This is a genomic window from Thiomonas intermedia, assembly GCF_002028405.1.
Classification (GTDB): domain Bacteria; phylum Pseudomonadota; class Gammaproteobacteria; order Burkholderiales; family Burkholderiaceae_C; genus Thiomonas; species Thiomonas intermedia.
Map to the genome: position 1 here is coordinate 3,189,650 of NZ_CP020046.1, position 22,338 is coordinate 3,211,987.

The following is a 22,338-nucleotide window of genomic DNA, read 5'->3' on the forward strand; positions in this document are numbered from 1 at the left end:
AGGGCGCGAGCGCCCCCTCGGGGGGATGAGGCCGGACATACTCGGGCGACTGCTCGCCCGAGTACGCCTGCCGAATCCGAGCGGCTTGCAAGCCGCGAGGTGGGAGCGAACGCAGTGAGCGTGGGGGCCCTTTTCATACCGCGACAGGCGCCTTGATCGCCGGATGGTGCTGATAGTTGCTCAGCACGAAATCGTCGAAGGTGTAGTCGAACAGGCTCTCGGGCTTGCGCGCGAACGACAGGGTCGGATAGGGGTAGGGCGCGCGGCTGAGTTGCTCCTGCACCTGGGCGAAATGGTTGCTGTAGAGATGGCAGTCGCCTCCGGTCCACACGAAATCGCCAGGCAGCAGGTCGGTCTGCTGCGCGATCATCAGGGTGAGCAGCGCATAGCTGGCGATGTTGAACGGCACGCCGAGAAAAATATCCGCGCTGCGCTGATACAGCTGGCAGCTCAGACGCCCCGGCTCTCCCGGCGCGCGCGGCGGGGCGACGTAGAACTGGAAAAACGCATGGCAGGGCGGCAGGGCCATGTCGGCGATCTGGCCGACGTTCCAGGCGCTGACGATGATGCGGCGCGAATCCGGCTGGGTGCGCAGTTGGCGCAGCACCTCGCTGATCTGGTCGATGGCGCGATGCGGATCGGCGGGCGTCGGCGCCGGCCACGAACGCCATTGCACGCCGTAGACCGGCCCCAGCTCGCCGTCTTCGCGCGCCCACTCGTCCCAGATCGTCACGCCATGCTCCTGCAGCCAGCGCACGTTCGACTCGCCGCGCAGAAACCACAACAGCTCGTAGGCGATGCTCTTGAAATGCACCCGCTTGGTGGTGATCAGCGGAAAACCGGCCGACAGATCAAAGCGCATCTGGTGGCCGAACACGCTGCGCGTGCCCGTGCCCGTGCGGTCGGTCTTGTCCTGGCCGTGGGTGAAGACGTGACGCATCAGGTCTTCGTAAGGAGTGGAAATGGAAGGCATGAATCTGATCAAAAGGCGCGACTTGGACCGGGATACTATCGGTTCGGCGGCGACGAGGCTCGGCCGGGCCGGCGCCCTGCAACGCGTTCGACGACTTTCAGGAGACCTTTCATGCAGCAAGCCATCGATCTGCAACCGGACGTCAACGGAAATTTCGGGCCCTACGGCGGCCAGTATCTGCCGCCGCACCTCAAGGCCATCATGGACGACATTGGCCGTGCCTATCTGTCCATCCGCGACACCAAGGCCTACCGCAGCGAGCTGGACGACCTCTACACCCACTACGTCGGCCGTCCCAGCCCCATCTATCTCGCCAAGCGGCTGACTGCGCAGTGCGGCGGGGCGCGCATCTGGTTCAAGCGTGAAGACCTCAACCATACCGGCGCGCACAAGATCAATCACTGTCTGGGCGAGGCGCTTCTGGCCAAGCACATGGGCAAGACCAAGGTACTGGCGGAAACCGGCGCCGGGCAGCACGGCGTGGCCCTGGCCACGGCCTGCGCGCTGGTCGGCCTGCCGTGCGAAATTCATATGGGCGAGATCGACGTCGCCAAGGAACACCCCAACGTCACCAAGATGAAGATTCTCGGCGCCAACGTGGTGAGCGTCGATCGCGGCACCAGGACGCTCAAGGACGCGGTGGACAGTGCCTTCGACGAATACCTGCGCGACCCCGAGCACTACTTCTACGCCATCGGCTCGGTGGTGGGTCCGCACCCCTTCCCGATGATGGTGGCCGAGTTCCAGTCCATCGTCGGGCGCGAAGCGCGCGAGCAATTCCCGAAACAGGCGGGCAAGCTGCCCGACGTGGTCGCGGCCTGCGTGGGCGGTGGATCGAACGCCATGGGCCTGTTTGCCGGCTTCATCGCCGATCCGGGCGTGCGTCTGGTGGGGGTGGAGCCGTCGGGCGTGGGCCGTGAAACGGGCAAGCACGCGGCCACGCTCACCTACGGCAAGCCCGGCACGCTGCACGGATTCCATTCCTATCTGCTGCAGGAGGTGAAGCAGGGCGAGCCCGACCCGGTGTATTCCATCGCCTCCGGGCTCGACTACCCCGGCGTGGGCCCGCAGCATGCCTATCTCAAGGATCTGGGCCGTGCCGAGTACTACGCGGTGGACGACGCGGCCTGCCTGGATGCCTTCATGACCCTGTCGCGCACCGAAGGCCTCATTCCCGCGCTCGAATCGGCCCATGCCGTTGCCTGGGCGATGCAGAATGCCGCGGCCCTCGGACAAGGCGCCGATATTCTCGTCAACCTCTCCGGCCGCGGCGACAAGGACGCGGATTTCGTGGCGGAAAAGCTGGGACTCTGAAACGATTCATGCCGGATGAAAGGAGACAGTCATGTCCTATGTGCCGCAGCTTTTCACGATTGCCGGGGTCATGCTTCTGGCGTGCATCAGCCCAGGGCCGGATCTGCTCGCCGTCACGTCGCATGCTCTGCATGGCAAGCGCGCAGGCGTTGGGGTTGCGCTGGGAGTGGCCGCATCGCACATGGCTTGGGCGATTTTGGCGGTGTTCGGTCTGGGCGTCATCGTCTCCGAGCTGGCCTGGCTTTATGAGGCCATTCGATTTGCCGGGGCGCTTTATCTGCTTTACCTCGGCGCGCGCATCCTGCTCGGCCTTCGCCATGCCGCGGTGCAAAGCGCGCCCATCCCGGCCGCGCGGAAGTCTTTTTCTGCGGCATGGCGCAAGGGCTTCCTGGTGGGCATCACCAATCCAAAAGGGGCTGCGTTCTTCGGCAGCCTGTTCGTGACCATACTGCCTGCTCACGCCCCGCTCTGGGTGCATGGCACGACTGTGCTCATCGTGGCGTCGGTGTCGTGCTCCTGGTTCGTCGCGGTGGCGCTGCTGCTGTCCACAGCGCGGATGCGCACGGCCTACGCGCGGGTACGGCGTCCCATCGATGCCCTGATGGGCACCATTCTGGTCGGCCTGGGGCTACGGCTGGCGCTGGACCGTTGACGGACAGGCACTCACCCACCCGGCCCCATGGCCACCTCACTGCATGAACTGCAGCGCCGCCAGGCGGGCGTAGAGGCCTTCACGGGCCATGAGTTCGGCGTGGGTGCCGATGTCGACGATGCGGCCGCTGTCCATCACCACGATGCGATCGGCGCGCTGCACCGTGGCGAGGCGGTGGGCGATGACCAGGGTGGTGCGGTCGCGCATGGCGTGCTCCAGCGCGGCCTGCACATCGCGTTCGCTGGCGGCGTCGAGGGCGCTGGTGGCCTCATCGAGCAAGAGCAGCGGGGCGTTCTTCAAGATGGCGCGGGCGATGCTGATGCGCTGGCGCTGCCCGCCGCTCAGGCGCACGCCGCGTTCGCCCAGATAGGTGGCGTCGCCCTGGGGCAGTTCCCGCAGGAATCCATCGGCCTGTGCCGCCCGGGCCGCGGCCTGCACCTCGGCGTCCGTGGCCTCGGGGCGGCCGTAGCGGATGTTGTCGGCGGCGCTGGCGGAGAAGATCACCGCGTCCTGCGGCACCAGGCCGATGCGCCGACGCAGCGCCTTGAAGTCGGCTTGCTGCACCTCCACGCCGTCGATGCGGAGGCTTCCCTGCTGGACGTCGTAGAACCGCAGCAGCAGTTGCAGCACCGTGGTCTTGCCGGCGCCGCTGGGGCCGACCAGCGCCACGGTTTCGCCGGGTTCGATGCGCAGCGAAAAATCGTCGAGCGCCGGTTTGTCGGGCCGGGACGGGTAGAAGAACCGCACCCTGTCGAGCACTACGGCAGAGCCGGTGTGCGCGAGGGGCAGGTCGACCGGGTGGGCCGGATTGCGTACCGGCGACTGCTCGGCCAGCAGTTCCATCAGCCTTTCGGTGGCCCCGGCGGCCCGCAGCAGATCGCCGAACACTTCGGCCAGCGCCGCGGCTGAACCGGCCACCAGCCCGATGTAGAGCACCGTCTGCCCCAGCACGCCTGCGCTCATGCGGCCTTCCATGACCGACACAGTGCCCAGATACAAACCATAGAGCAAGGCGCCGAACAGGGCGACGATGATGAAGGCGGTGAGCAGCGCGCGCACCTTGTTGCGGCTGATGGCGGTGCGGAAGGCGGTTTCTGCCGAGCCCGAGAACCGCCGGGCCTCGTCGTCTTCGCGCGCATAGCTCTGCACCACGGGCATGGCCGCCAGCACCTCGGAGGCCAGTGCGCTGGCGTCGGCGATGCGGTCCTGGCTGGCGCGCGAGAGGCGACGCACGCGGCGGCCGATGAACACGGCCGGGGCAACCACCAGGGCGATGACCACGCCCACGCCCAGCATCAGTCCGGGATTGGTGATGACCAGCATGGTCATGCCGCCGATCAGCACCACCACGTTGCGCAAGCCCATGGAAAAACTGGTGCCCACGACGGTCTGCACCAGGGTGGTGTCGGTGGTGAGGCGGGACAGCACTTCGCCAGTCTGCGTGTGTTCGAAGAACTGCGGGCTCTGGCGCAGCACATGGGCGTACACGGCGCTGCGCACATCGGCGGTGATGCGTTCGCCCAGCCAGCTCACCATATAGAAACGCGCGGCCGAAAACACGCCCAGCGTTACGGCCAGGCCGAACAATCCGGCGAAATGCCAGCCCAGGCTGGCGCGGCTGGCCTGCGTGTGGAGCAGGCCGGCGTCGATCAGCCAGCGCAGGGCCATCGGAAACGCCAGCGTGCTGCCCGCGGCGAGCAGCAGAAAGAGCAGCGCCACCGCGATTCGCCCGCGGTAGGGGCGCAGGAATGGCAGCAGGCCGCTCAGCGAACGCATCGAGCGGCCCCGCGGGTCGGTGGCGGTTTGGGAAAGGGCTTGGGGTGCGGCGTATTCGGCAGACATGCGGTCATTACAGCATGCCGCCCTGGAGTGCGCTGGGCCGAAGTCAGTCCTCGGGCTCGGCCCGGGCTTCATCTTCCGCCCCAGGGTTTTCGGCGTGATCGAGTTGCAGCACTTCGGCCTGAGGCTCCACGCCGGTACGGCTGTAGCCGATGAAATGTGCTCCCGCCTCGATGTCGAGCGATTGCGCCGTCACGTCGCCCTCGACCCGGCCCTGTCCATGAATGCGCAACTGCTCGGCGGCATGCACCTTGGCCTTGATGCGTCCGTGCACCAGCACGTTGACGGCGCTGACCTGCTCGCCTTCGATGACGCCGGTGGAGGAGACTTCCAGATCGCCATCGACCTGCACGGTGCCGAAGATGGCGCCGTCGATGCGCAGATTGCCCGCCGCGCGCAGATCGCCGCGCAACTCGCTGCCCGCGCCGACATAGGTCAGCGCAGACGGGGTGACGGCGGCTGATGCACCCGCCGAGCTGGCGTCCTTGGACCAGACATCGGCAGTCTTCGGGGATTTCGGTTTGAACATGGTGGCGTCCTAGCGGTTGGCAAGCAGGTAGGTGGCGGGGTCGAGTGTCTTGGTGCCGTAAAACAGGGTGTAGTGCAGATGCGGGCCGGTGGACCGGCCGGTATTGCCCGACAGCGCGATGATCTGTCCGCGTGTGACGGCATCGCCAGGCTTGACCAGGATCTTGCTCAGATGGCCGAACAGGCTGCGGTAGCCGAAAGGATGATCGATGACCACGCAATCGCCGTAGCCCGCCTTCCAGCCGGCGCTCGCCACCACGCCATGGGCCGTGGCGTGGACGGCGGTGCCCACGTTGACGCCGAAATCGATACCGTTGTGGAATTCCACGCCGCCCCCCATCGGGTTGGGACGCAGACCGTAATCCGAGGTGATGGCGACGTTGCCTGCCACGGGCTCGCCCATGGGCCGAGCGGCTTCCAGCGAGGCCAGATAACGCGCCTGGGGCAGCAACAGATTCAGGCGCGAGGTGATCAGATCGGCCTCCTCGCCCAGGAGCGCCGGTGCGTTCGCCGCGCTCAGCGGCTCTGCGATGCCGCCCTGGCTGCCGCTTTTCGCCTCGACCGGAAACTGCTCGGCACGCTTCTGCACAAACCCGTGCAGGGTGCTGGCCAGGCCGTCCACCCGCTGCTTGAGCGCGAGCAGGGTGTTGGCCATGGCGCCGTTCTCGGCCTGGAGCCGGGCGTTGTCTTCCCAGGTGGCGGCGGCCTGGGCGGCGAGGCGCTGGGCGCGTCGCTGATCGCCGCTGCTGGCGATCTGGCCCCAGGCCATGAAGACCGTGATGGCCAGCCACAGCGCTACGGCGGCCACGGCCCAGAGCGCGACGCGTCGCAAGGTGTCGAGATCGATGCGCAGGTGGTGAACCTGATGGCCTGGCCGGGTGATGAGAATTTCCAGATGCCGCGAGTGCGCCGCGGTGCGCGCATGGGCAGGCTTGCCGAGCAGGGCGGCAAGCAGGGCGGGGCGCTGGAACGGTCGCATGGGAGGAAAGTCTGCGGGAAAGGCGTCGACGAATTCTATCGAGCGCCGAGGCTGAACCCCCGCAAACGCGGGTGGGGCGTTACCTCTTGAAACGACACCCTTGCGCCTTTCTGAAGGGACGATTTGTGCACGGCATGGCCGTAGCGATGGGTGCAAATGCCGGGCGGCGGCAGCGATCAAGTTCAGCCGGTATAGTGGCCGGATGACTGCACATTTCCCCAGCCCTTCGTCGACATCCACCGAGAGCGGCGACGCGATCCGCATCCACGGCGCGAGGCAGAACAATCTCAAGAATCTCGACCTGGACATTCCTTTGGGACGCATCGTCGTCGTCACCGGCGTTTCGGGATCGGGCAAGAGCTCGCTGGTGTTCGACACGGTGTATGCCGAGGGCCAGCGGCGCTATGTCGAGACGTTCTCGCCGTATGCGCGGCAGTTTCTCGATCGCATGGACCGTCCGCAGGTCGATCGCATCGAAGGCATTCCGCCGGCGATCGCCATCGATCAGACCAATCCGGTGCGCACCTCCCGCTCCACCGTGGGCACGATGACGGAATTGGCCGACCATCTCAAGCTGCTGTTCGCCCGCGCGGCCACGCTGCACTGCCGGGGTTGCGGCGCGGTGGTGCGGCGGGATTCGGCGCAGAGCATCGTCGACGACGTGCAGCGGCGCGCCCGGGGGCTGCCCCAAGGGCTGCGCGCCGCCGTCGTGTTCGCGGTGGCGGTGCCGCAGGGCATGAGCGTGGAGCACATCACCCAGCAACTCGCCGCGCAGGGCTACACCCGCCTGCTGGGCGAGCGCGAGACACCGCAGGGCAGGGTGCTCGACGTGGTGCAGGACCGATTGCGTCTGCCGGCCGAAGAGCCCGCGCGGCTCAGCGAGGCCGTCGAGTCGGCCCTGCGGCTCGGTCAGGGCCGCATGGAAGTGCACGATCTATCGCCCGAAGGCGGCGGGAAGGGGGCGGTGTGGCGATATTCGTCGGATCTGCACTGTCCCGATTGCGATATCCATTACCGCGACGCCAGTCCCGGCCTGTTCAGCTTCAATTCGCCCGTCGGGGCCTGCGAGACCTGCCGCGGCTTTGGCCGGGTGATCGGCGTCGATCTCGATCTGGTGATTCCCGATGCCCGCAAGACGCTGCGGGCGGGGGCGGTCAAGCCCTGGCTGACGCAGAGCTTTGCCGAATGCCAGACCGATCTGGAGCGTTACGCCGCGCAGGCCGAGGTCAGGCTCGACGTGCCCTGGGCCGAGCTCAGCGAACGCGAGCGCACCTGGGTCATCGAGGGCGACTCCAACTGGCGCGGCAACTGGCAGAAACAGTTTTACGGGGTGCGGCGCTATTTCGACTGGCTGGAGAGCCGCGCCTACAAGATGCATGTGCGCGTGCTGCTCTCCAAGTACCGGAGCTACACCGCCTGTCCCACCTGTCAGGGCGCGAGGCTCAAGACCGAAGCGCTGCTGTGGCGCATCGGCTCGCGGGAGCAGGCCGAAGCGGCGTTCAAAGGCGACGGCGGCTATGTCAGGTTCCGCCCGATGGGGGCGTCGTGGAGCGACGCCGCGCTGACCGGCCTGCCGGGTCTGAATCTGCACGACGTCAACTCGCTGCCGATCGAGCGCCTGCAGCGGCTGTTCGCCGATCTCGTGCTGCCTGAAATGGCGCAGGCGGCCAGCAGCATCCTGCTCGACAACATCCGTTCGCGCCTGCGCTATCTGCGTGATGTCGGCCTGGGCTATCTCACGCTCGACCGCCAGTCGCGTACTTTGTCGGGCGGCGAGGTGCAGCGCATCAACCTCACGACCGCGCTGGGCACGGCGCTGACGCAGACCCTGTTCGTGCTCGACGAGCCTTCCATCGGCCTGCACCCGCGCGATCTCGACCGCCTGGGCGGTGTGCTGCATCGGCTCAAGGAGGCGGGCAATTCGCTGCTCCTCGTCGAGCATGACCCCCAGCTCATGCGCACCGCCGACTGGATGCTGGAGATCGGTCCCGGTCCGGGCGAGCGCGGCGGGAACCTGGTCTTCGAGGGCACGCTGGATCAGGCGCAGCGATCGGGCACGCTGACCGGGCGTTACCTCAGCGGCGAGCTGCAGGTGAGCCAGTCCTTGCCGCGCCGACGCACCCCGCGCCGCGACGCGCAGGGCGGCCTGCTGACGCCGCGCCTCATTCTGGAAGGCGCGCGCGAGCACAACCTCAAGGCGCTGACCGTCGAGATTCCGCTGGGCGCCATGACGGCGCTCACCGGCGTGTCCGGCTGCGGCAAGTCCACCCTCATCGGCGACGTGCTGTATCCGGCGCTGGCCCGCGCGCTGGGCAAGACCGCGCCCGTGCCCGGCGCCTTCGACCGCCTGCTCGGTGCCGATCAGGTGGGCGATGTGATCCTGGTCGATCAGTCGCCCGTCGGCAAGACGGCCCGGTCCAATCCGGTGAGTTTCGTCGGCGCCTTCGACGGCCTGCGAGCCCTGTTCGCCGCCTTGCCCGCCGCACACGAGCGCAGCTACACCGCGGGAACCTTCAGCTTCAACAGCGGCGACGGCCGTTGCCCCACCTGCGGCGGTTCGGGCTTCGAGCATGTGGAGATGCAGTTCCTGTCGGACGTGTATCTGCGTTGCCCCGACTGCGACGGCAAGCGCTACCGTGCCGAAGTGCTCGAAGTGCAACTGCCGGCGCAGGCCGGGTTCGCCCCGCTGAACATGGCCGAGGTGCTCGATCTCACCGTGGCCGAGGCCCTGCAGCGCTTTCGCGGGCAGTCCGACATCACCCGGGCGCTGCAGGCCCTGGTGGATGTGGGGCTGGACTATCTGCGCCTGGGCCAGCCCACGCCGACGCTGTCGGGCGGCGAGGCGCAGCGGCTCAAACTCGCGGGTTTTCTGGCCGAGGCCGCCAAGACCCGTGCCGGACTGGCGCGCAAGGGCACCCTGTTCCTGTTCGACGAGCCGACCACCGGCCTGCATTTCGACGACGTGGCCAAACTGCTGCGGGCCCTGCGCAAACTGCTGGACGCCGGGCACACCGTGCTGGTGATCGAGCACAACCTCGATGTCATCGCCTCGTCGGACTGGGTCATCGACCTCGGCCCCGAAGGGGGCGACGCCGGGGGGCGGCTGGTGTTCGCCGGTCCGCCGGACGAACTGGCCGCCTGCGCGGCCTCGTTCACCGGCCAGGCGCTGGCGCGGGACGCGGCGCAGCGTGGCGCGGAGCAGAACCTCTCCCCACCCCAACCCTCCCCATTGAATGGGGAGGGAGTGTTCTCCTCCCCCATGCGTGGGGGAGGCCGGGAGGGGCATGCCGATGAGGTGCGGAGCGCATTTCTCACCTCCCCCATGCGTGGGGGAGGCCGGGAGGGGGAAGCGGCGAACGCCCCTGTGCTCCTCCAGGCCGCCGAGCCCGCGGCGGCGTATGCCCTCGCCGGCGCCGAAGCCACCGACGAACCCGTCGGGCCCCACCTTGCCAGCGCGCTGCGGGCGGGCAAGGCCGGATTCATCGCCATCCGCCAGGCGCGCGAACACAATCTGCGCGGGGTCGATGTGGATATTCCGCGTGGCGAGATGACGGTGATCACCGGCGTGTCCGGGTCTGGCAAATCGACCCTGGCCTTCGACGTGCTGTTCACCGAAGGCCAGCGGCGCTATCTGGAGTCGATCAATGCCTATGCGCGGCAGTTCGTGCAGCCCGCGGCGCGGCCCGATGTGGACGCCATCGTCGGCATTCCGCCCACGGTGGCCATCGAGCAGCGCACCAGTCGCGGCGGACGCAAGAGCACCGTGGGCACGCTCACCGAGGCCTACCACTTTCTGCGTCTGATCTACGCCAAGTGCGGCACGCAATACTGCCCCGATTGCGACATCCCCATCGAGCCGCAGAGCCCCGAGGCCATTGCCGCGCAATTGCTGCGCGACTGGCGCGGTCAGCATATCGGTCTGCTGGCGCCGCTGGTGGTGCAGCGCAAGGGTTACTACACCGATCTGGCGGTGTGGGCGCGAAGCATGGGCTACACCCATCTGCGGGTGGACGGCGAGTTCGTACCGACCGATTCCTGGCCGCGTCTCGACCGCTTCAAGGAGCACAGCATCGAACTCCCCGTGGGCGACGTGGTGGTGCGGGCCGACAACGAGGAGGCGCTGCGCGATCTGCTGCGGCGCGCGCTGGCGCTGGGCAAAGGCGTGGTGCTGGTGCTGGCCCCGCTGGATGGCCTGAAAGAAGCGATGGCGTCGGGGCAGGCGACTGCCGGGATGAAGAGCCTGCTGCTGTCCACCAAGCGCGCCTGCCCGGGCTGCGGGCGCAGCTTCCGGGAGCTCGATCCGCGCCAGTTTTCCTACAACTCGCCCACCGGGTGGTGCGGCAGCTGCTTCGGTACCGGGGAGCTGATCGCGGGCTTCGATGCCGAGCAGACCGGCGAGGAAGCCGCCTGGGTCGAGGCCGACGGCGACAAGCCCGCGCAGCGCGGCGCTGCCGGGCGGGGCCGTAAAGCCGCACCGGCGGCACAAGCCAGCGCGCCGAGCATCTGCCCGAGCTGTCAGGGCGCGCGGCTGAACCGCGACAGTCTGGCCGTTCGGCTGCGCGATCAGTCGATCGCCCAGCTTGCCGCGCGTGACATCGATGCCGCGGCCGCCTGGTTCGGCGCGCTGGCCCTCACGCCGCGCGAGGCCGAGATCGTCCGCGACGCCCTGACCGAAATCCGCGCGCGCCTGGCCTTCATGCAGCAGGTGGGCCTCGGCTATCTGGGGTTGGACCGCGGCGCGCCCACGCTCTCCGGCGGCGAGGCGCAGCGCATCCGGCTGGCGGCGCAACTCGGCAGCAATCTGCGCGGCGTGTGCTATGTGCTCGACGAGCCGACCATCGGCCTGCATCCCCGGGACAATCGCATCCTGCTCGACGCGCTGGCCCTGCTCAAGGCCAAGGGCAACACCCTGGTGGTGGTGGAGCACGATGAAGACACCATGCGCCGGGCCGATCACCTCATCGACATCGGTCCGGGAGCGGGACGGCGCGGCGGTCAGGTCGTGGCCAGTGGCGCGCTGGCGGAGGTCATGGCCCATGCCGACACGGCCACCGCGCGCAGCCTGCGCGATCCCATGCCCTGGCCCTTGCAGCCTCGTCCGATCACCCAGGCCGACCAGCCCGCCTTGCATCTTCGCAGCGCGCATCTGCACAATCTGCAGGGCTTGAGCGCGCAGTTTCCGCGAGGCCGGCTCACCGTGGTCACGGGCGTGTCGGGTTCGGGCAAATCCACGCTGGCCCGCGAAGTGCTCGTGCCCGCGCTGCGCCAGCGGCTCGCGGGAGACGCGGGCGAACTCGAAGGCGCGGGCGAGCTGAGCGGTTGGGAAGGCCTGGAGCGCGTGCTCGAAGTCGATCAGGCCCCGATCGGCAAGACGCCCCGTTCCTGCGCGGCGACCTATCTGGGCATCTGGGACGCCATCCGTCAGTTGTTCGCCGACACCGAGGAAGCCCGCATCCGCGGCTATACCGCCAGCCGCTTCTCCTTCAACACCGGCCCGGGCCGCTGCCCGACCTGCGAGGGGCAGGGCGCGGTGAAGGTGGCGATGAATTTCCTGCCCGACGTCACCGTGCCTTGCACCGATTGCAACGGCCTGCGCTTCAACCCCGAAACGCTCGCCGTGCGGCTGCGCGGCCGCAACGCCGGCGAGGTGCTGCAGATGGAGGTGGACGAAGCCGTCGAGTTTTTCGCGGCGCACCGCAAAATCCATCACGCCCTGCAACTGCTGCAGGACGTGGGGCTGGGGTACTTGCAACTCGGCCAGCCCAGCCCCTTCCTGTCGGGCGGCGAGGCGCAGCGCATCAAGCTGGTCACCGAGCTGGCCACCGCCGGAACCCGGCCGACGGTGTACGTGCTCGACGAGCCAACCGTCGGTCTGCACAAGACCGATACCGAGAAACTCATCCGGGTGCTGCACCGCCTGACCGACAGTGGTCATACCGTGGTCGTGATCGAGCATGATCTCGACATGATGGCCAATGCCGATTGGCTGATCGACCTCGGCCCCGAAGGAGGCAAGGGTGGCGGCCGCCTGGTGATGCAGGGGGCGACACCGGCCTTCCTCGAAGCCGATGCGCCGGGCCACACGGCACAGGCGCTGCGCACGGCCTGGGCAGACCACCGGGCGACGCGTTCCCAGTCTGCCGGTTGACCCGACCCGGCATTGAGCGGGCGCAAGGGACTCCCCCTCCCAGCCTCCCCCACGCGTGGGGGAGGAGAGAACGGCGCTACGCGCTTCCTTCGGATGGATGCCCCTTCCAGCCTCGCCCACAGCGAGGGGGAGGAGTGGTTTCCCCCTCCCCAGTTGTGGGGAGGGTCAGGGTGGGGCGCGCAGTCCCTGCCTTCTACCTGCCTGATCAATCAACAAGACAACGTTGATGCGCACAAAGACAACTCTTATGTCATATACAAGACCTTACCTATTCAGCCCGCTTGGGGCATAGAATGCTCGGGTTACTACCGAAGGAGACCCCTCATGGATCAACACATCCGCGTGCCTGCCGGCGAAAAGATCACGGTCAACCCGGACTTTTCGCTCAACGTTCCCGACCATCCCATCATTCCCTACATCGAGGGTGACGGTACGGGTTTCGACATCACCCCGGTGATGATCAAGGTGGTGGACGCGGCGGTTGAGAAGGCCTATGGCGGCAAGCGCAAGATCGCCTGGATGGAAATTTTCGCCGGCGAGAAGGCGACCCGGGTGTACGGCCCCGACGTGTGGCTCCCCGAGATCACCCTGCAGATCCTGCGCGACTATGTCGTCTCCATCAAGGGCCCGCTGACCACGCCGGTGGGCGGCGGCATTCGCTCGCTCAACGTGGCGCTGCGGCAGGAACTCGACCTCTACGTCTGCCTGCGCCCGGTGCGTTATTTCCAGGGCGTGCCCTCGCCGCTGAAACAGCCGGAGAAGACCGATATGGTCATCTTCCGCGAGAACTCCGAAGACATCTACGCCGGCATCGAATGGGCCGCCGAATCGGAAGGTGCGAAGAAGGTCATCCATTTCCTCATCAACGAAATGGGCGTGAAGAAGATCCGCTTTCCCCAGACCTCGGGCATCGGCATCAAGCCGGTGTCGCGCGAGGGCACCGAGCGCCTGGTGCGCAAGGCCATGCAGTACGCCATCGACAATGACCGCAAGTCAGTCACGCTGGTGCACAAGGGCAACATCATGAAGTTCACCGAGGGCGCCTTCCGCGACTGGGGTTATGCCCTGGCGGCCAAGGAGTTCGGCGCCCAGTTGCTCGATGGCGGCCCATGGATGACGTTCAAGAACCCGCGCACCGGCCGAGACATCGTGGTCAAGGACATGATCGCCGACGCCTTCCTGCAGCAGATTCTGCTGCGGCCCGACGAATACGACGTGATCGCCACGCTCAACCTCAACGGCGACTATGTCTCCGACGCGCTGGCGGCCCAGGTGGGCGGCATCGGCATTGCGCCCGGTGCCAACCTGTCGGACAGTGTGGCGATGTTCGAGGCCACCCACGGCACCGCGCCGAAGTACGCCGGGAAAGACTATGTGAACCCCGGCTCGGAAATTCTCTCCGCCGAAATGATGCTGCGTCACATGGGCTGGGTGGAGGCGGCCGACCGCATCATCGCCAGCATGGAAAAATCCATCCTGTCCAAACAGGTGACCTACGACTTCGCCCGTCTGCTGCCCGGCGCCACGCAGGTGAGCTGCTCCGGCTTCGGGCAGGTGATGATCGACCACATGTGAGTGAAAGGCCGCTCTGAAAGCCCACTCGCCTTCCGGGCTCAGGCGGGGGGCGCGACGTTCTGCAATGCTTCGGCGGTGAACAGTTCGTAGAACCGGTTGCGCACCTGCTGGTAGGCCATGTTCCCGGTGCCCTGCTTCTGGGCCGTCTGGTGCATCTGGCGGTGGAGGGCTGCGGCTTCCGAATTGGCGAGCCCACGGCGGGCGAGAAACTGCCCGAGGCTGCATTGCAGATGGGCGTTTGCGGGATCGGGTGAAAACCGGTCCTGCACGCCTTGCTCCCAAAGCCAGTGCGTGGCCATCACGCCCATCACGGTTCTCGGCGCCTCCTGGTCGGGCAGGCGCAGGAAACGGGCGATCCAGCCCGGGATGTCAGCAGCCGGCATCGGCTGCGCCAGGGCATAGCCCTGCGCCAGATCGGTGCCCAGGAGACGCGCCGTTTCGACGAGATCGGCGTTCTGCAGGCCTTCCATGGCGATTTGCAGATCCATGCTGTGCGCCATTTTGATGAGAGATCCCACCAGCGAGATGGTGCGGTGCGGCGCCTTGTCCGCCTCGTACAGCAGGCCCTGATCGATCTTGATCAGATCGAAGGGCAGATTGCGCAAACGCAGCAGGCTGCTGTAGCCCGAGCCCAGATCGTCCATCGCGAGCCGCACACCCAGCGCATGCAGATCGAAGATCGCTTCGGTGTAGCGCGTGATGTCGCCGATCTCTTCGTTTTCCAGCAGCTCGAAGGTCAGACGCTGGGGCGCCAGCGTGTAGGGCGCGAGGGCCGCGCGAATCCAGCGCACGCAATCAGGATGGCGCAGGCTGCTGGGCGGAAGGTTGAACGAGAGGTCCAGCTCGAAGCCCATCGCATCCCATTTCGCCAGCGCGGCGATGGCCTGCTGCAAACCTTCGATGAACAGGCGATTGAGCTCCTGCTCGCTGAGCGCGGGCAGGAAGGCGCCGGGACCGATGATGCGGCCATCTTCGAGCTGCAGGCGCGCGAGCGCTTCGACTTTCGTGCAACGGCCATGCTTGAGGTTGATGATGGGCTGCATATACATCTGCAGTCCGCCGGAAAACAGCCGTGCGCGCCACTGTGCGCGCTCGTCTGCGCTCAGATGCTGCGAAGGCTCGGTGCGCAGGCGTTGCAGCGATTCGGTGAAGACGCCGCGCACGCTGCCGAGCAAGTCGCGCATCCAGGGCGTCTCGAACTGATTGGGCAGCCTTCCATAAAGGACAAGCAGAGCGTGGGCATGCGACTGCGCATCGAGTAAGGGCACCGCGGCCGCGCTACGTGCCAGGCCGGCGTTGCGCAGCGTGGGCAGGCTCGCCACATCGTTGTTCAGCCAGGCGGCTTCGAGGATGTTTGCCGCGGGCAAGGGGTCGGCCTCGGGCGTTGAGGACAGCCAGCTTGCGCTCAGGTCGCCATGGCCGGTGCTCTGCGCCTCGATCACGAATTCGCCTGCGACATTCTGCGAGTAGATGGCGCACCCGGCGATGAAGGGCCACTTCTCGAGGTGCTCGAGAATGCGATCCATCACGTCCGTCCACTGCCGTGTGGCGTGCAGGGTCTGCGACAGTTCGCGCACCTGCTTCTGCAGGCGCAGTTGCAGTGCAAGCGCCGCCTCGGCTTGAAGGGAGAGATCGTTCTCCAGGCGCAGGTAGAGCACCCGGTTGAGGAACTGCTGCTGGCTCAGTCGGCCCGGAATGCGTTTGGACAGATCGACGAGCGAGCGATAGTGCGCGCTGTTGGCACTGATCAGGGCCCGGGTGGACACCCCGACCAGGGCATGGACCTCGCCAAGATGCAAGGCGCGCTTGCGGTGGGTCTCCGCGGTCAGCGATGGGCTGGTGAACTGGCGCAGATAGTGCGCCTGGCGGCCCTTGAGCAAGGCGAATTCTTCCGGGTTGAGCAAGCCGAGAATATGGGCGTTCTGCGGGTCGAGCGCGATCTGCTTGTAGAAAGTCTCGGCCATCGACGCGGCGCGGCGGGCCAGAAAGCGCTCGGCCCAGGCGAGCAGCACCGCACTGCTGGGCCCGTAGGCGTCGATCTCGGTGACGCGGACGGTGTTTTCGCGCTCGGTGCGGGTGAACAGCGCGGCCTCGGCCAGACCGAGAAGCGCCTCGGGCTGCGCGGTGTCCTCCGGGAACAGGGCGCAGCCCACCGAGGCCGTGATCTTGCGTCTGAAGTCCTGCTGCAAGAGGAAGGGAGACGTCACCGAGCGGATCACCGTTTCCATGCGGGCCTGCACGTTTTCCAGCGCAATGTCGTGATAGATCAGGGCAAAGGCATCCGCGCCGACGCGCGCGAGAACCTTGACCTCCGGCAGCTTGCGCAGGCGCTCGGCCATCTGCAGCAGCACGCTGTCGCCCGTGACGCGTCCCCAGCGGGTGTTGATTTCGGAAAACCGGTAGAGATCGAGCACGATGACAGCCAACTGCCGCGATGGCGGCAGGTTCTCGCTCAGGGCCACAGCCTGGGCCTCAAAACCCTCGCGATTGAACAATCCGGTGAGCGGATCACGTTCCGCGGCCGCCAGCATGTTGCGACGCTGCTGCTCGTTCTGTCGTCGGTTGCGCCGAACCAGCAAGAGCAGAGCCGCGATGCTGATGAGCAACAGCGCCTCGATGCCCCAGCGCTTGAGGCTGGCGTTCATCCAGCTTGTCGTGACATAGCCCGGGGGCAGCGCGGCAATCACCCGCAGTGGGTAGCCGCGCACCTCTTCCTGCGCCATTTTTTGGCTTTGCCCTGTGCCTTTTGGGCCGTCCAGGAACACGTCTCCCGCCTTCCAGTAGCCGAGGCTTCGGTCATCGCGCGGATTGACCGTGCTCAGGGTCCACGGCGGCGAGAAGTCGTTGGTCGAGCCCAGCAGGGCGGCGGTCCGGTATTGGGCGCTGAGCAGAAAGATCGGCCGGTCCGCGGCATCGGTCTCCCGGTATCGCAGACTCACGGTATCGGAGGCGCCCTGGCTGGCGATGCCCAGCGCCGCATTCGCCTGGCCCCAGAGCGGGGTGAAATCCGCGGCGGTCAAGGCCGCGGATTTGGGTATCGCTCCGGAAGAATCGATGACCGCACTGCCGGTGGGTGAAAGCACGGCCACCGACAGCAAGCCCGGACTCAGGCGCAGGAATTCCCTCAGGGTCTGCGAAATCTGCGGATTCGGCTCGGGCGGGGCTTCTGCAACGTTTTCGCGCAGCGTGCTGGCCAGAAACCGCAGCGCGGCAAACTGCGCATCGAGACGGCTGGCCAGCCGTCCGGCGTAGAGCGTGGCCGCCGTGTGCGCGCGAAGCTGAAGATCGTCCTGCGCGCGCCGGTATTCACGCCACTCCAATGTCGCGATCAGCAGCACCAGCAACACCAGCGTCAGGACCAGGGCGTTCCACGTACTCAGCCGCCCCAGCAGCCGATGCGGGCGCGCGGCGCGTTGTTGCGGCAAATCAGCAGATTCGGGCATGTCGCGGGGAATCCCTGCAGCGCTCTGGAATGGCCAGAGCTTCCGAGACCCGCTCCAGGGCGGGATGCGAAAAGGATACAGGAGGTCGCATCGGCGCACCTCGATGGGACATCGCCATGTCGCGCGCCTCAGCCGTCACTGCGGACGCGGCAGCGTCGGCCGAACTTCCGCCGGGCCCTTGATTCCTGGCAATTGCACCGCAGTTGGAGGAGGCGCGCTCACCCGGAGGCCGTATCGTCAAAACACCCCTGCAAGTCTGGGGAGGAAATCAACCGGAGCCCTACGGTGATGTGCACCGCTCCCTACAATCGATTGCACTATGGCAGCACCCCAATCCCCCCATCCCGCAGACGGCGGCGCCGTCGTTGTGGAGCGTCAGACGCTGCGGCTCAAGCCGCCGGCGATGTATCAGGTCATCCTGCTCAACGACAACTTCACGCCGATGGAATTCGTGGTTGTCGTGATTCAGCACTATTTCAATAAAGACCGCGAAACGGCGACTCAAATCATGTTAAAAGTGCATCAGGACGGTCGCGGCGTATGCGGGGTTTACACCCGCGACATCGCGGCCACCAAAGTGGAACAGGTGATCGGAGCGGCCCGTCAGGCCGGTCACCCTTTGCAGTGTGTGATGGAAGCCATCTAGGAGGCTCGTGATGATTGCGCAAGAACTGGAAGTCAGCCTGCACATGGCTTTTGTCGAGGCGCGCCAACAGCGCCACGAATTCATTACCGTCGAGCATCTGCTTCTGGCCCTGCTCGACAATCCCTCCGCCGCCGAGGTGCTGCGCGCGTGTTCGGCCAATCTGGACGATCTGCGCAAGAGCCTGACCGCGTTCATCAAGGAAAACACCCCCATCGTGCCAGGTTCGGACGATGTGGACACCCAGCCCACGCTGGGTTTCCAGCGGGTGATCCAGCGCGCCATCATGCACGTGCAGTCCACCTCCAACGGCAAGAAAGAGGTGACGGGCGCCAATGTGCTGGTGGCCATCTTCAGCGAGAAGGACTCCCACGCTGTCTATTACCTGCACCAGCAGGGCGTGACCCGGCTCGATGTGGTGAACTTCCTCTCGCACGGCATCCGCAAGTCCGAGCCGGTCGAGCCGGCCAAGTCGGCCTCGGCCGCGAGTGAAGACGCCGGGGACGAGAAAGAGGGCAAGGAGTCGCCGCTCGATCAGTTCACGCTCAACCTCAACGCGCTGGCGCAGCAGGGCAAGATCGATCCGCTCATCGGGCGCGAGCATGAAGTCGAGCGCGTCATTCAGGTGCTGTGCCGCCGCCGCAAAAACAACCCGCTGCTGGTGGGCGAAGCCGGCGTGGGCAAGACCGCCATTGCCGAGGGCCTGGCCTGGCGCATCACCGAAGGTCAGGTGCCGGCCATTCTCGAAGATGCCGTGGTCTATTCGCTCGACATGGGCGCGCTGCTGGCTGGCACCAAGTATCGCGGCGATTTCGAGCAGCGCCTCAAGGCGGTGCTCAAGCAGCTGAAAGAAAAGCCGCACGCCGTGCTGTTCATCGACGAGATCCACACCCTCATCGGCGCCGGTTCGGCCTCGGGGGGCACGCTCGACGCCAGCAATCTGCTCAAGCCCGCGCTGTCTTCGGGTCAGTTGCGCTGCATCGGTGCCACGACCTTCACCGAGTATCGCGGCATTTTCGAGAAAGACGCTGCGCTGTCGCGCCGCTTCCAGAAAATCGACGTGGTCGAGCCCAGCGTGCAGCAGACCGTCGAAATTCTGCGCGGCCTCAAGTCGCGCTTTGAAGAGCATCACGGCGTGAAGTATTCGCCCGGGGCGCTGTCGGCCGCGGCCGAACTCTCGGCCAAATACATCAACGACCGCCACCTGCCCGACAAAGCCATCGACGTCATCGACGAAGCTGGCGCGGCGCAGCGCATTCTGCCCAAGAGCAAGCAGAAAAAAACCATCGGCAAGATCGAGATCGAGGAGATCATCTCCAAGATCGCCCGGGTGCCGGTGCACAGCGTCACCACCGACGACCGCTCCAAGCTCAAGAACCTCGACCGCGACCTCAAGAACGTCGTGTTCGGGCAAGAAGCCGCCATCGACGCGCTGGCCGCCGCCATCAAGATGGCCCGCTCCGGCCTGGGCAAGCCCGACAAACCCATCGGCGCCTTCCTGTTCAGCGGCCCCACGGGCGTCGGCAAGACCGAAGTGGCCAAGCAATTGGCGTTCACCCTGGGCGTCGAACTCATCCGCTTCGACATGTCGGAATACATGGAGCGCCACACCGTCTCGCGCCTCATCGGTGCGCCGCCCGGCTATGTGGGCTTCGACCAGGGCGGCCTGCTCACCGAGGCCGTGACCAAGAAGCCGCATGCCGTGCTGCTGCTCGACGAGATCGAGAAAGCCCACCCCGACGTGTTCAACGTGCTGCTGCAGGTCATGGACAACGGCACCCTCACCGACAACAACGGGCGCAAGGCCGACTTCCGCAACATCATTCTCATCATGACCACGAATGCCGGCGCGGAAGCCATGCAGAAATCCACCATCGGCTTCACCACCAAGCGCGAGCAGGGCGATGAGATGGCCGACATCAAGCGGCTGTTCACCCCCGAGTTCCGCAACCGGCTCGACGCGACCATCAGCTTCAAGCCGCTGGACGAAACCATCATCCTGCGCGTGGTCGACAAATTCCTGCTCCAGCTCGAAGCCCAGCTCGCCGAAAAGAAGGTGGACATCACCTTCTCCGACGCCCTGCGCAACATCTGGCCAAGGCCGGTTTCGACCCCCTCATGGGTGCCCGCCCCATGCAGCGCCTCATTCAAGACACCCTGCGCCGCGCTCTGGCCGACGAACTGCTGTTCGGCCGCCTGGTCGATGGCGGGCGGGTATCGGTGGATATCGACGAGGCCGCCGAGAAAGACAAGATCAAACTCGACATCACCCCGCCCGAGCCGCGACCGAAGAAAAAAGAAGCCGAGGACGCCGCAGCCTGACGTTCGCAAGCATCGGTTTAGTAAAACGCCCCGTTATCGGGGCGTTTTACTTTTTGATGCGGATGTTTCTTATTTGACATGAAGTGAAGGGGGATGATTGATAGAGTTAGTACATACTGAGCAAAAGATTGCAAGATAGCCACATCTAAAGCCAGTTTTTCTAATTATGAAATGCTAGTGGCTGTGGGCGTGCTTGAAACTTACTAGCCCAGTTACTGAAACAAGACACTTCAATTGCGAGGACATCATGTCAGTTGCCGCCGTCCTGATTTCGCTAATCATCGCTTGGTTTGTCACAAAATCATATTTGCGGACAAGGCGGCTGGCCCAGCTCATTGCAAAACATGGTGACTCTACCGTCGCAGAAAATATTCTGAAAAAAAGATTCTGGGTCGGACAAACTGCCGATCAGCTTAAAGATTCGCTCGGTTCTCCTGCAGGTATTGGCCATAAGTCTCTAAAAACCAAGAAGCGCGAAGTCTGGAAGTACAACAAAACTGGGAAGAACCGATATTCCCTTCGCGTCACGCTCGATGATGGTGTTGTGACCAATTTCGATCAAAAATCTGCCTGAAAACCGAGGTTTTACGACTTTTCAGCATCTCATCTTTGGATATTTTTCTTCTTTATTATTATTATGGATGCGTTCAAAAAATTAATGGATATATAATGCACAAGTCAATATTTAGTCTGCGCTTTATTTGTGTTATATCCACTGTCGCATTGTTGACGTTTAGTCTCGTTGGCTGTGAGTCTGTTTCGCAGGTTGCACAAGTAGATCCAGGCGTCTACGAGATCGCGGCGAGTGGAAAGGCCTGGCGTGACGCTGCGCCAAATCTTCAAGTTGACGCGCTGCGTAAGGCCGATGCCTTTTGCCGGGATAAAGGCCTTCTTGTTCATGTTCTGGGGCAATCGTCAACAACCGGCGTTTCGGGGTCCGTGGCCGCAGTTAATGGCTTTGACAATTCCCATGCTGCGGCAGCCGCCGCAAGCGCCTACCGTGGTCCATTTGGATCAGCTGCGGGTGCAGCTGCGGCGGAATCATCGAGGTCTGCGGGGATGTTTGGTGGCTTCGTACATCACGGCATCCCATCCACGGCTATGGTTCGGTTCTCATGCGTCGCATCGACGGATCAACCCTGAAATTAGCGTCCTCCGGCGAGCCGAATTTAATGGCGTATGGGGCAGTGGAGTAAATCAGGCTCAAATGGGGTCAGGTTTGGCTTCGTACTACCTGAGAGCCAATGATTTCTGAGTGCGACACCTTTTCACCTGCGAAGCAAGCGATTCATCAGAAGTGTTGGATAATACTGCCGGTGGCTTGCGGCAAGGTAGAGATAGATCGTTCCATCCAGCCTCTGGTACAGCAGTTTATGGTGGGATGTGAGGATGTTCCGATAATTCGTCAATCCAATCGCAGCGAGTTCTGGAATGGGCGTGCCATCCAGAATGCCGCTTTCAACCCTGCGCAGTTGCTCGAAAATTTCATTTTCAGCCTGCTCCCACGCTGATTCGCCCCATTGGTCGAGCATGTAGTCCTGAAGTGCAAGCAGGTCTTGCTGCGCATCGGGGAGGACGATGATGGTCATTATTTGCGGCTTAGGCGGGCAGCTTTCAATTGGGCGCGCGAGGCTTCGACTGACAGCCCTTTCCCTTCTTGCCGGTCTTTTTCGCCGAGGGCGATGATTTTCAGGGCGGCGATGAGGCTTTCCTTTTCCTGGAATTGCTTGATGTTCTCGATCACCATGCTGGCTTCGCCATTTTGGGTGATGACATAAGGATTGCCATTCATTTCAAGATCTTCCGAAATCTGTGCTGCGTGGCTTTTCAGATAGGAAATGGACTTGATGTGGTTGACGGATGGCATGACGGCCTCCAAGGTTCAGTGGGACTGAATTTAGAGCCGAATTCGGTCTTGGTCA

General features: G+C 64.9%; 14 protein-coding genes and 1 pseudogene. 8 read left to right on the forward strand and 7 right to left on the reverse strand.

Annotated features, from left to right (window positions below):
- Window positions 1–133: 133 nt before the first annotated feature.
- Window positions 134–973, reverse strand: a complete 840-nt coding sequence (locus BVH73_RS14870) for a thymidylate synthase (RefSeq protein ID WP_079419996.1) — start codon at window positions 971–973, stop codon at window positions 134–136.
- 111 nt (window positions 974–1,084) lie between these two features.
- On the opposite strand from BVH73_RS14870, the gene trpB reads away from it, so the two are divergent.
- Window positions 1,085–2,287, forward strand: a complete 1,203-nt coding sequence (gene trpB / locus BVH73_RS14875) for a tryptophan synthase subunit beta (RefSeq protein WP_079419999.1) — start codon at window positions 1,085–1,087, stop codon at window positions 2,285–2,287.
- 31 nt (window positions 2,288–2,318) lie between these two features.
- Window positions 2,319–2,939: a LysE family translocator gene (locus tag BVH73_RS14880; protein ID WP_079420002.1), complete on the forward strand. Its 621-nt coding sequence runs from the start codon at window positions 2,319–2,321 to the stop codon at window positions 2,937–2,939.
- A 36-nt stretch (window positions 2,940–2,975) separates the two neighbouring features.
- Here the strand turns inward: BVH73_RS14880 and BVH73_RS14885 are convergent, their stop codons facing one another.
- Genes BVH73_RS14885 through BVH73_RS14895 form a run of 3 tightly spaced genes read right to left on the reverse strand, consistent with a single transcriptional unit; the run spans window position 2,976 to window position 6,285 of the window.
- The gene (locus tag BVH73_RS14885) at window positions 2,976–4,781 is read right to left on the reverse strand and encodes an ABC transporter transmembrane domain-containing protein (RefSeq protein ID WP_079420006.1); all 1,806 of its coding nucleotides are present in this window, start codon (window positions 4,779–4,781) and stop codon (window positions 2,976–2,978) included.
- A 43-nt stretch (window positions 4,782–4,824) separates the two neighbouring features.
- A complete protein-coding gene (locus tag BVH73_RS14890; RefSeq protein WP_079420008.1) occupies window positions 4,825–5,307 on the reverse strand; it encodes a bactofilin family protein in 483 nt (160 codons plus the stop codon).
- Between the two features lie 9 nt (window positions 5,308–5,316).
- Window positions 5,317–6,285 carry a M23 family metallopeptidase gene (locus tag BVH73_RS14895; RefSeq protein WP_079420010.1) on the reverse strand — a complete coding sequence of 323 codons (969 nt, stop codon included), beginning with the start codon at window positions 6,283–6,285 and terminating at the stop codon, window positions 5,317–5,319.
- 202 nt (window positions 6,286–6,487) lie between these two features.
- Here BVH73_RS14895 and uvrA point away from each other — a divergent pair, with 202 nt between their 5' ends.
- Both uvrA and icd read left to right on the forward strand, forming a co-directional pair.
- On the forward strand, window positions 6,488–12,433 hold the full coding sequence (uvrA, locus tag BVH73_RS14900; protein WP_079420013.1) for an excinuclease ABC subunit UvrA: 5,946 nt from the start codon (window positions 6,488–6,490) through the stop codon (window positions 12,431–12,433).
- 324 nt (window positions 12,434–12,757) lie between these two features.
- Window positions 12,758–14,008: an NADP-dependent isocitrate dehydrogenase gene (gene icd / locus BVH73_RS14905; RefSeq protein ID WP_079420015.1), complete on the forward strand. Its 1,251-nt coding sequence runs from the start codon at window positions 12,758–12,760 to the stop codon at window positions 14,006–14,008.
- Window positions 14,009–14,046: 38 nt separating this feature from the next.
- On the opposite strand, the gene BVH73_RS14910 is transcribed toward icd, so the two are convergent.
- On the reverse strand, window positions 14,047–17,451 hold the full coding sequence (locus BVH73_RS14910; RefSeq protein ID WP_079420018.1) for an EAL domain-containing protein: 3,405 nt from the start codon (window positions 17,449–17,451) through the stop codon (window positions 14,047–14,049).
- A gap of 319 nt (window positions 17,452–17,770) precedes the next feature.
- On the opposite strand from BVH73_RS14910, the gene clpS reads away from it, so the two are divergent.
- The 4 genes and pseudogenes from clpS (at window position 17,771) to BVH73_RS15875 (ending at window position 21,559) form a co-directional block, all read left to right on the forward strand.
- Window positions 17,771–18,097 carry an ATP-dependent Clp protease adapter ClpS gene (clpS, locus tag BVH73_RS14915; RefSeq protein ID WP_055450246.1) on the forward strand — a complete coding sequence of 109 codons (327 nt, stop codon included), beginning with the start codon at window positions 17,771–17,773 and terminating at the stop codon, window positions 18,095–18,097.
- Window positions 18,098–18,107: 10 nt separating this feature from the next.
- Window positions 18,108–20,416 (forward strand): annotated as a pseudogene (gene clpA, locus BVH73_RS14920) (ATP-dependent Clp protease ATP-binding subunit ClpA).
- Between the two features lie 247 nt (window positions 20,417–20,663).
- Window positions 20,664–20,990: a DUF2845 domain-containing protein gene (locus tag BVH73_RS14925; protein ID WP_218919037.1), complete on the forward strand. Its 327-nt coding sequence runs from the start codon at window positions 20,664–20,666 to the stop codon at window positions 20,988–20,990.
- A 35-nt stretch (window positions 20,991–21,025) separates the two neighbouring features.
- Window positions 21,026–21,559 carry a hypothetical protein gene (locus tag BVH73_RS15875; RefSeq protein WP_154048509.1) on the forward strand — a complete coding sequence of 178 codons (534 nt, stop codon included), beginning with the start codon at window positions 21,026–21,028 and terminating at the stop codon, window positions 21,557–21,559.
- Between the two features lie 125 nt (window positions 21,560–21,684).
- Here BVH73_RS15875 and BVH73_RS14930 read toward each other — a convergent pair whose 3' ends face one another.
- On the reverse strand, window positions 21,685–22,005 hold the full coding sequence (locus BVH73_RS14930) for a type II toxin-antitoxin system RelE/ParE family toxin (protein ID WP_079420021.1): 321 nt from the start codon (window positions 22,003–22,005) through the stop codon (window positions 21,685–21,687).
- Complete coding sequence (locus BVH73_RS14935; RefSeq protein WP_079420023.1) at window positions 22,005–22,283, reverse strand: type II toxin-antitoxin system Phd/YefM family antitoxin; 279 nt, start codon at window positions 22,281–22,283, stop codon at window positions 22,005–22,007. The genes BVH73_RS14930 and BVH73_RS14935 overlap by 1 nt, the downstream gene beginning before the upstream one ends.
- Window positions 22,284–22,338: the final 55 nt, after the last annotated feature.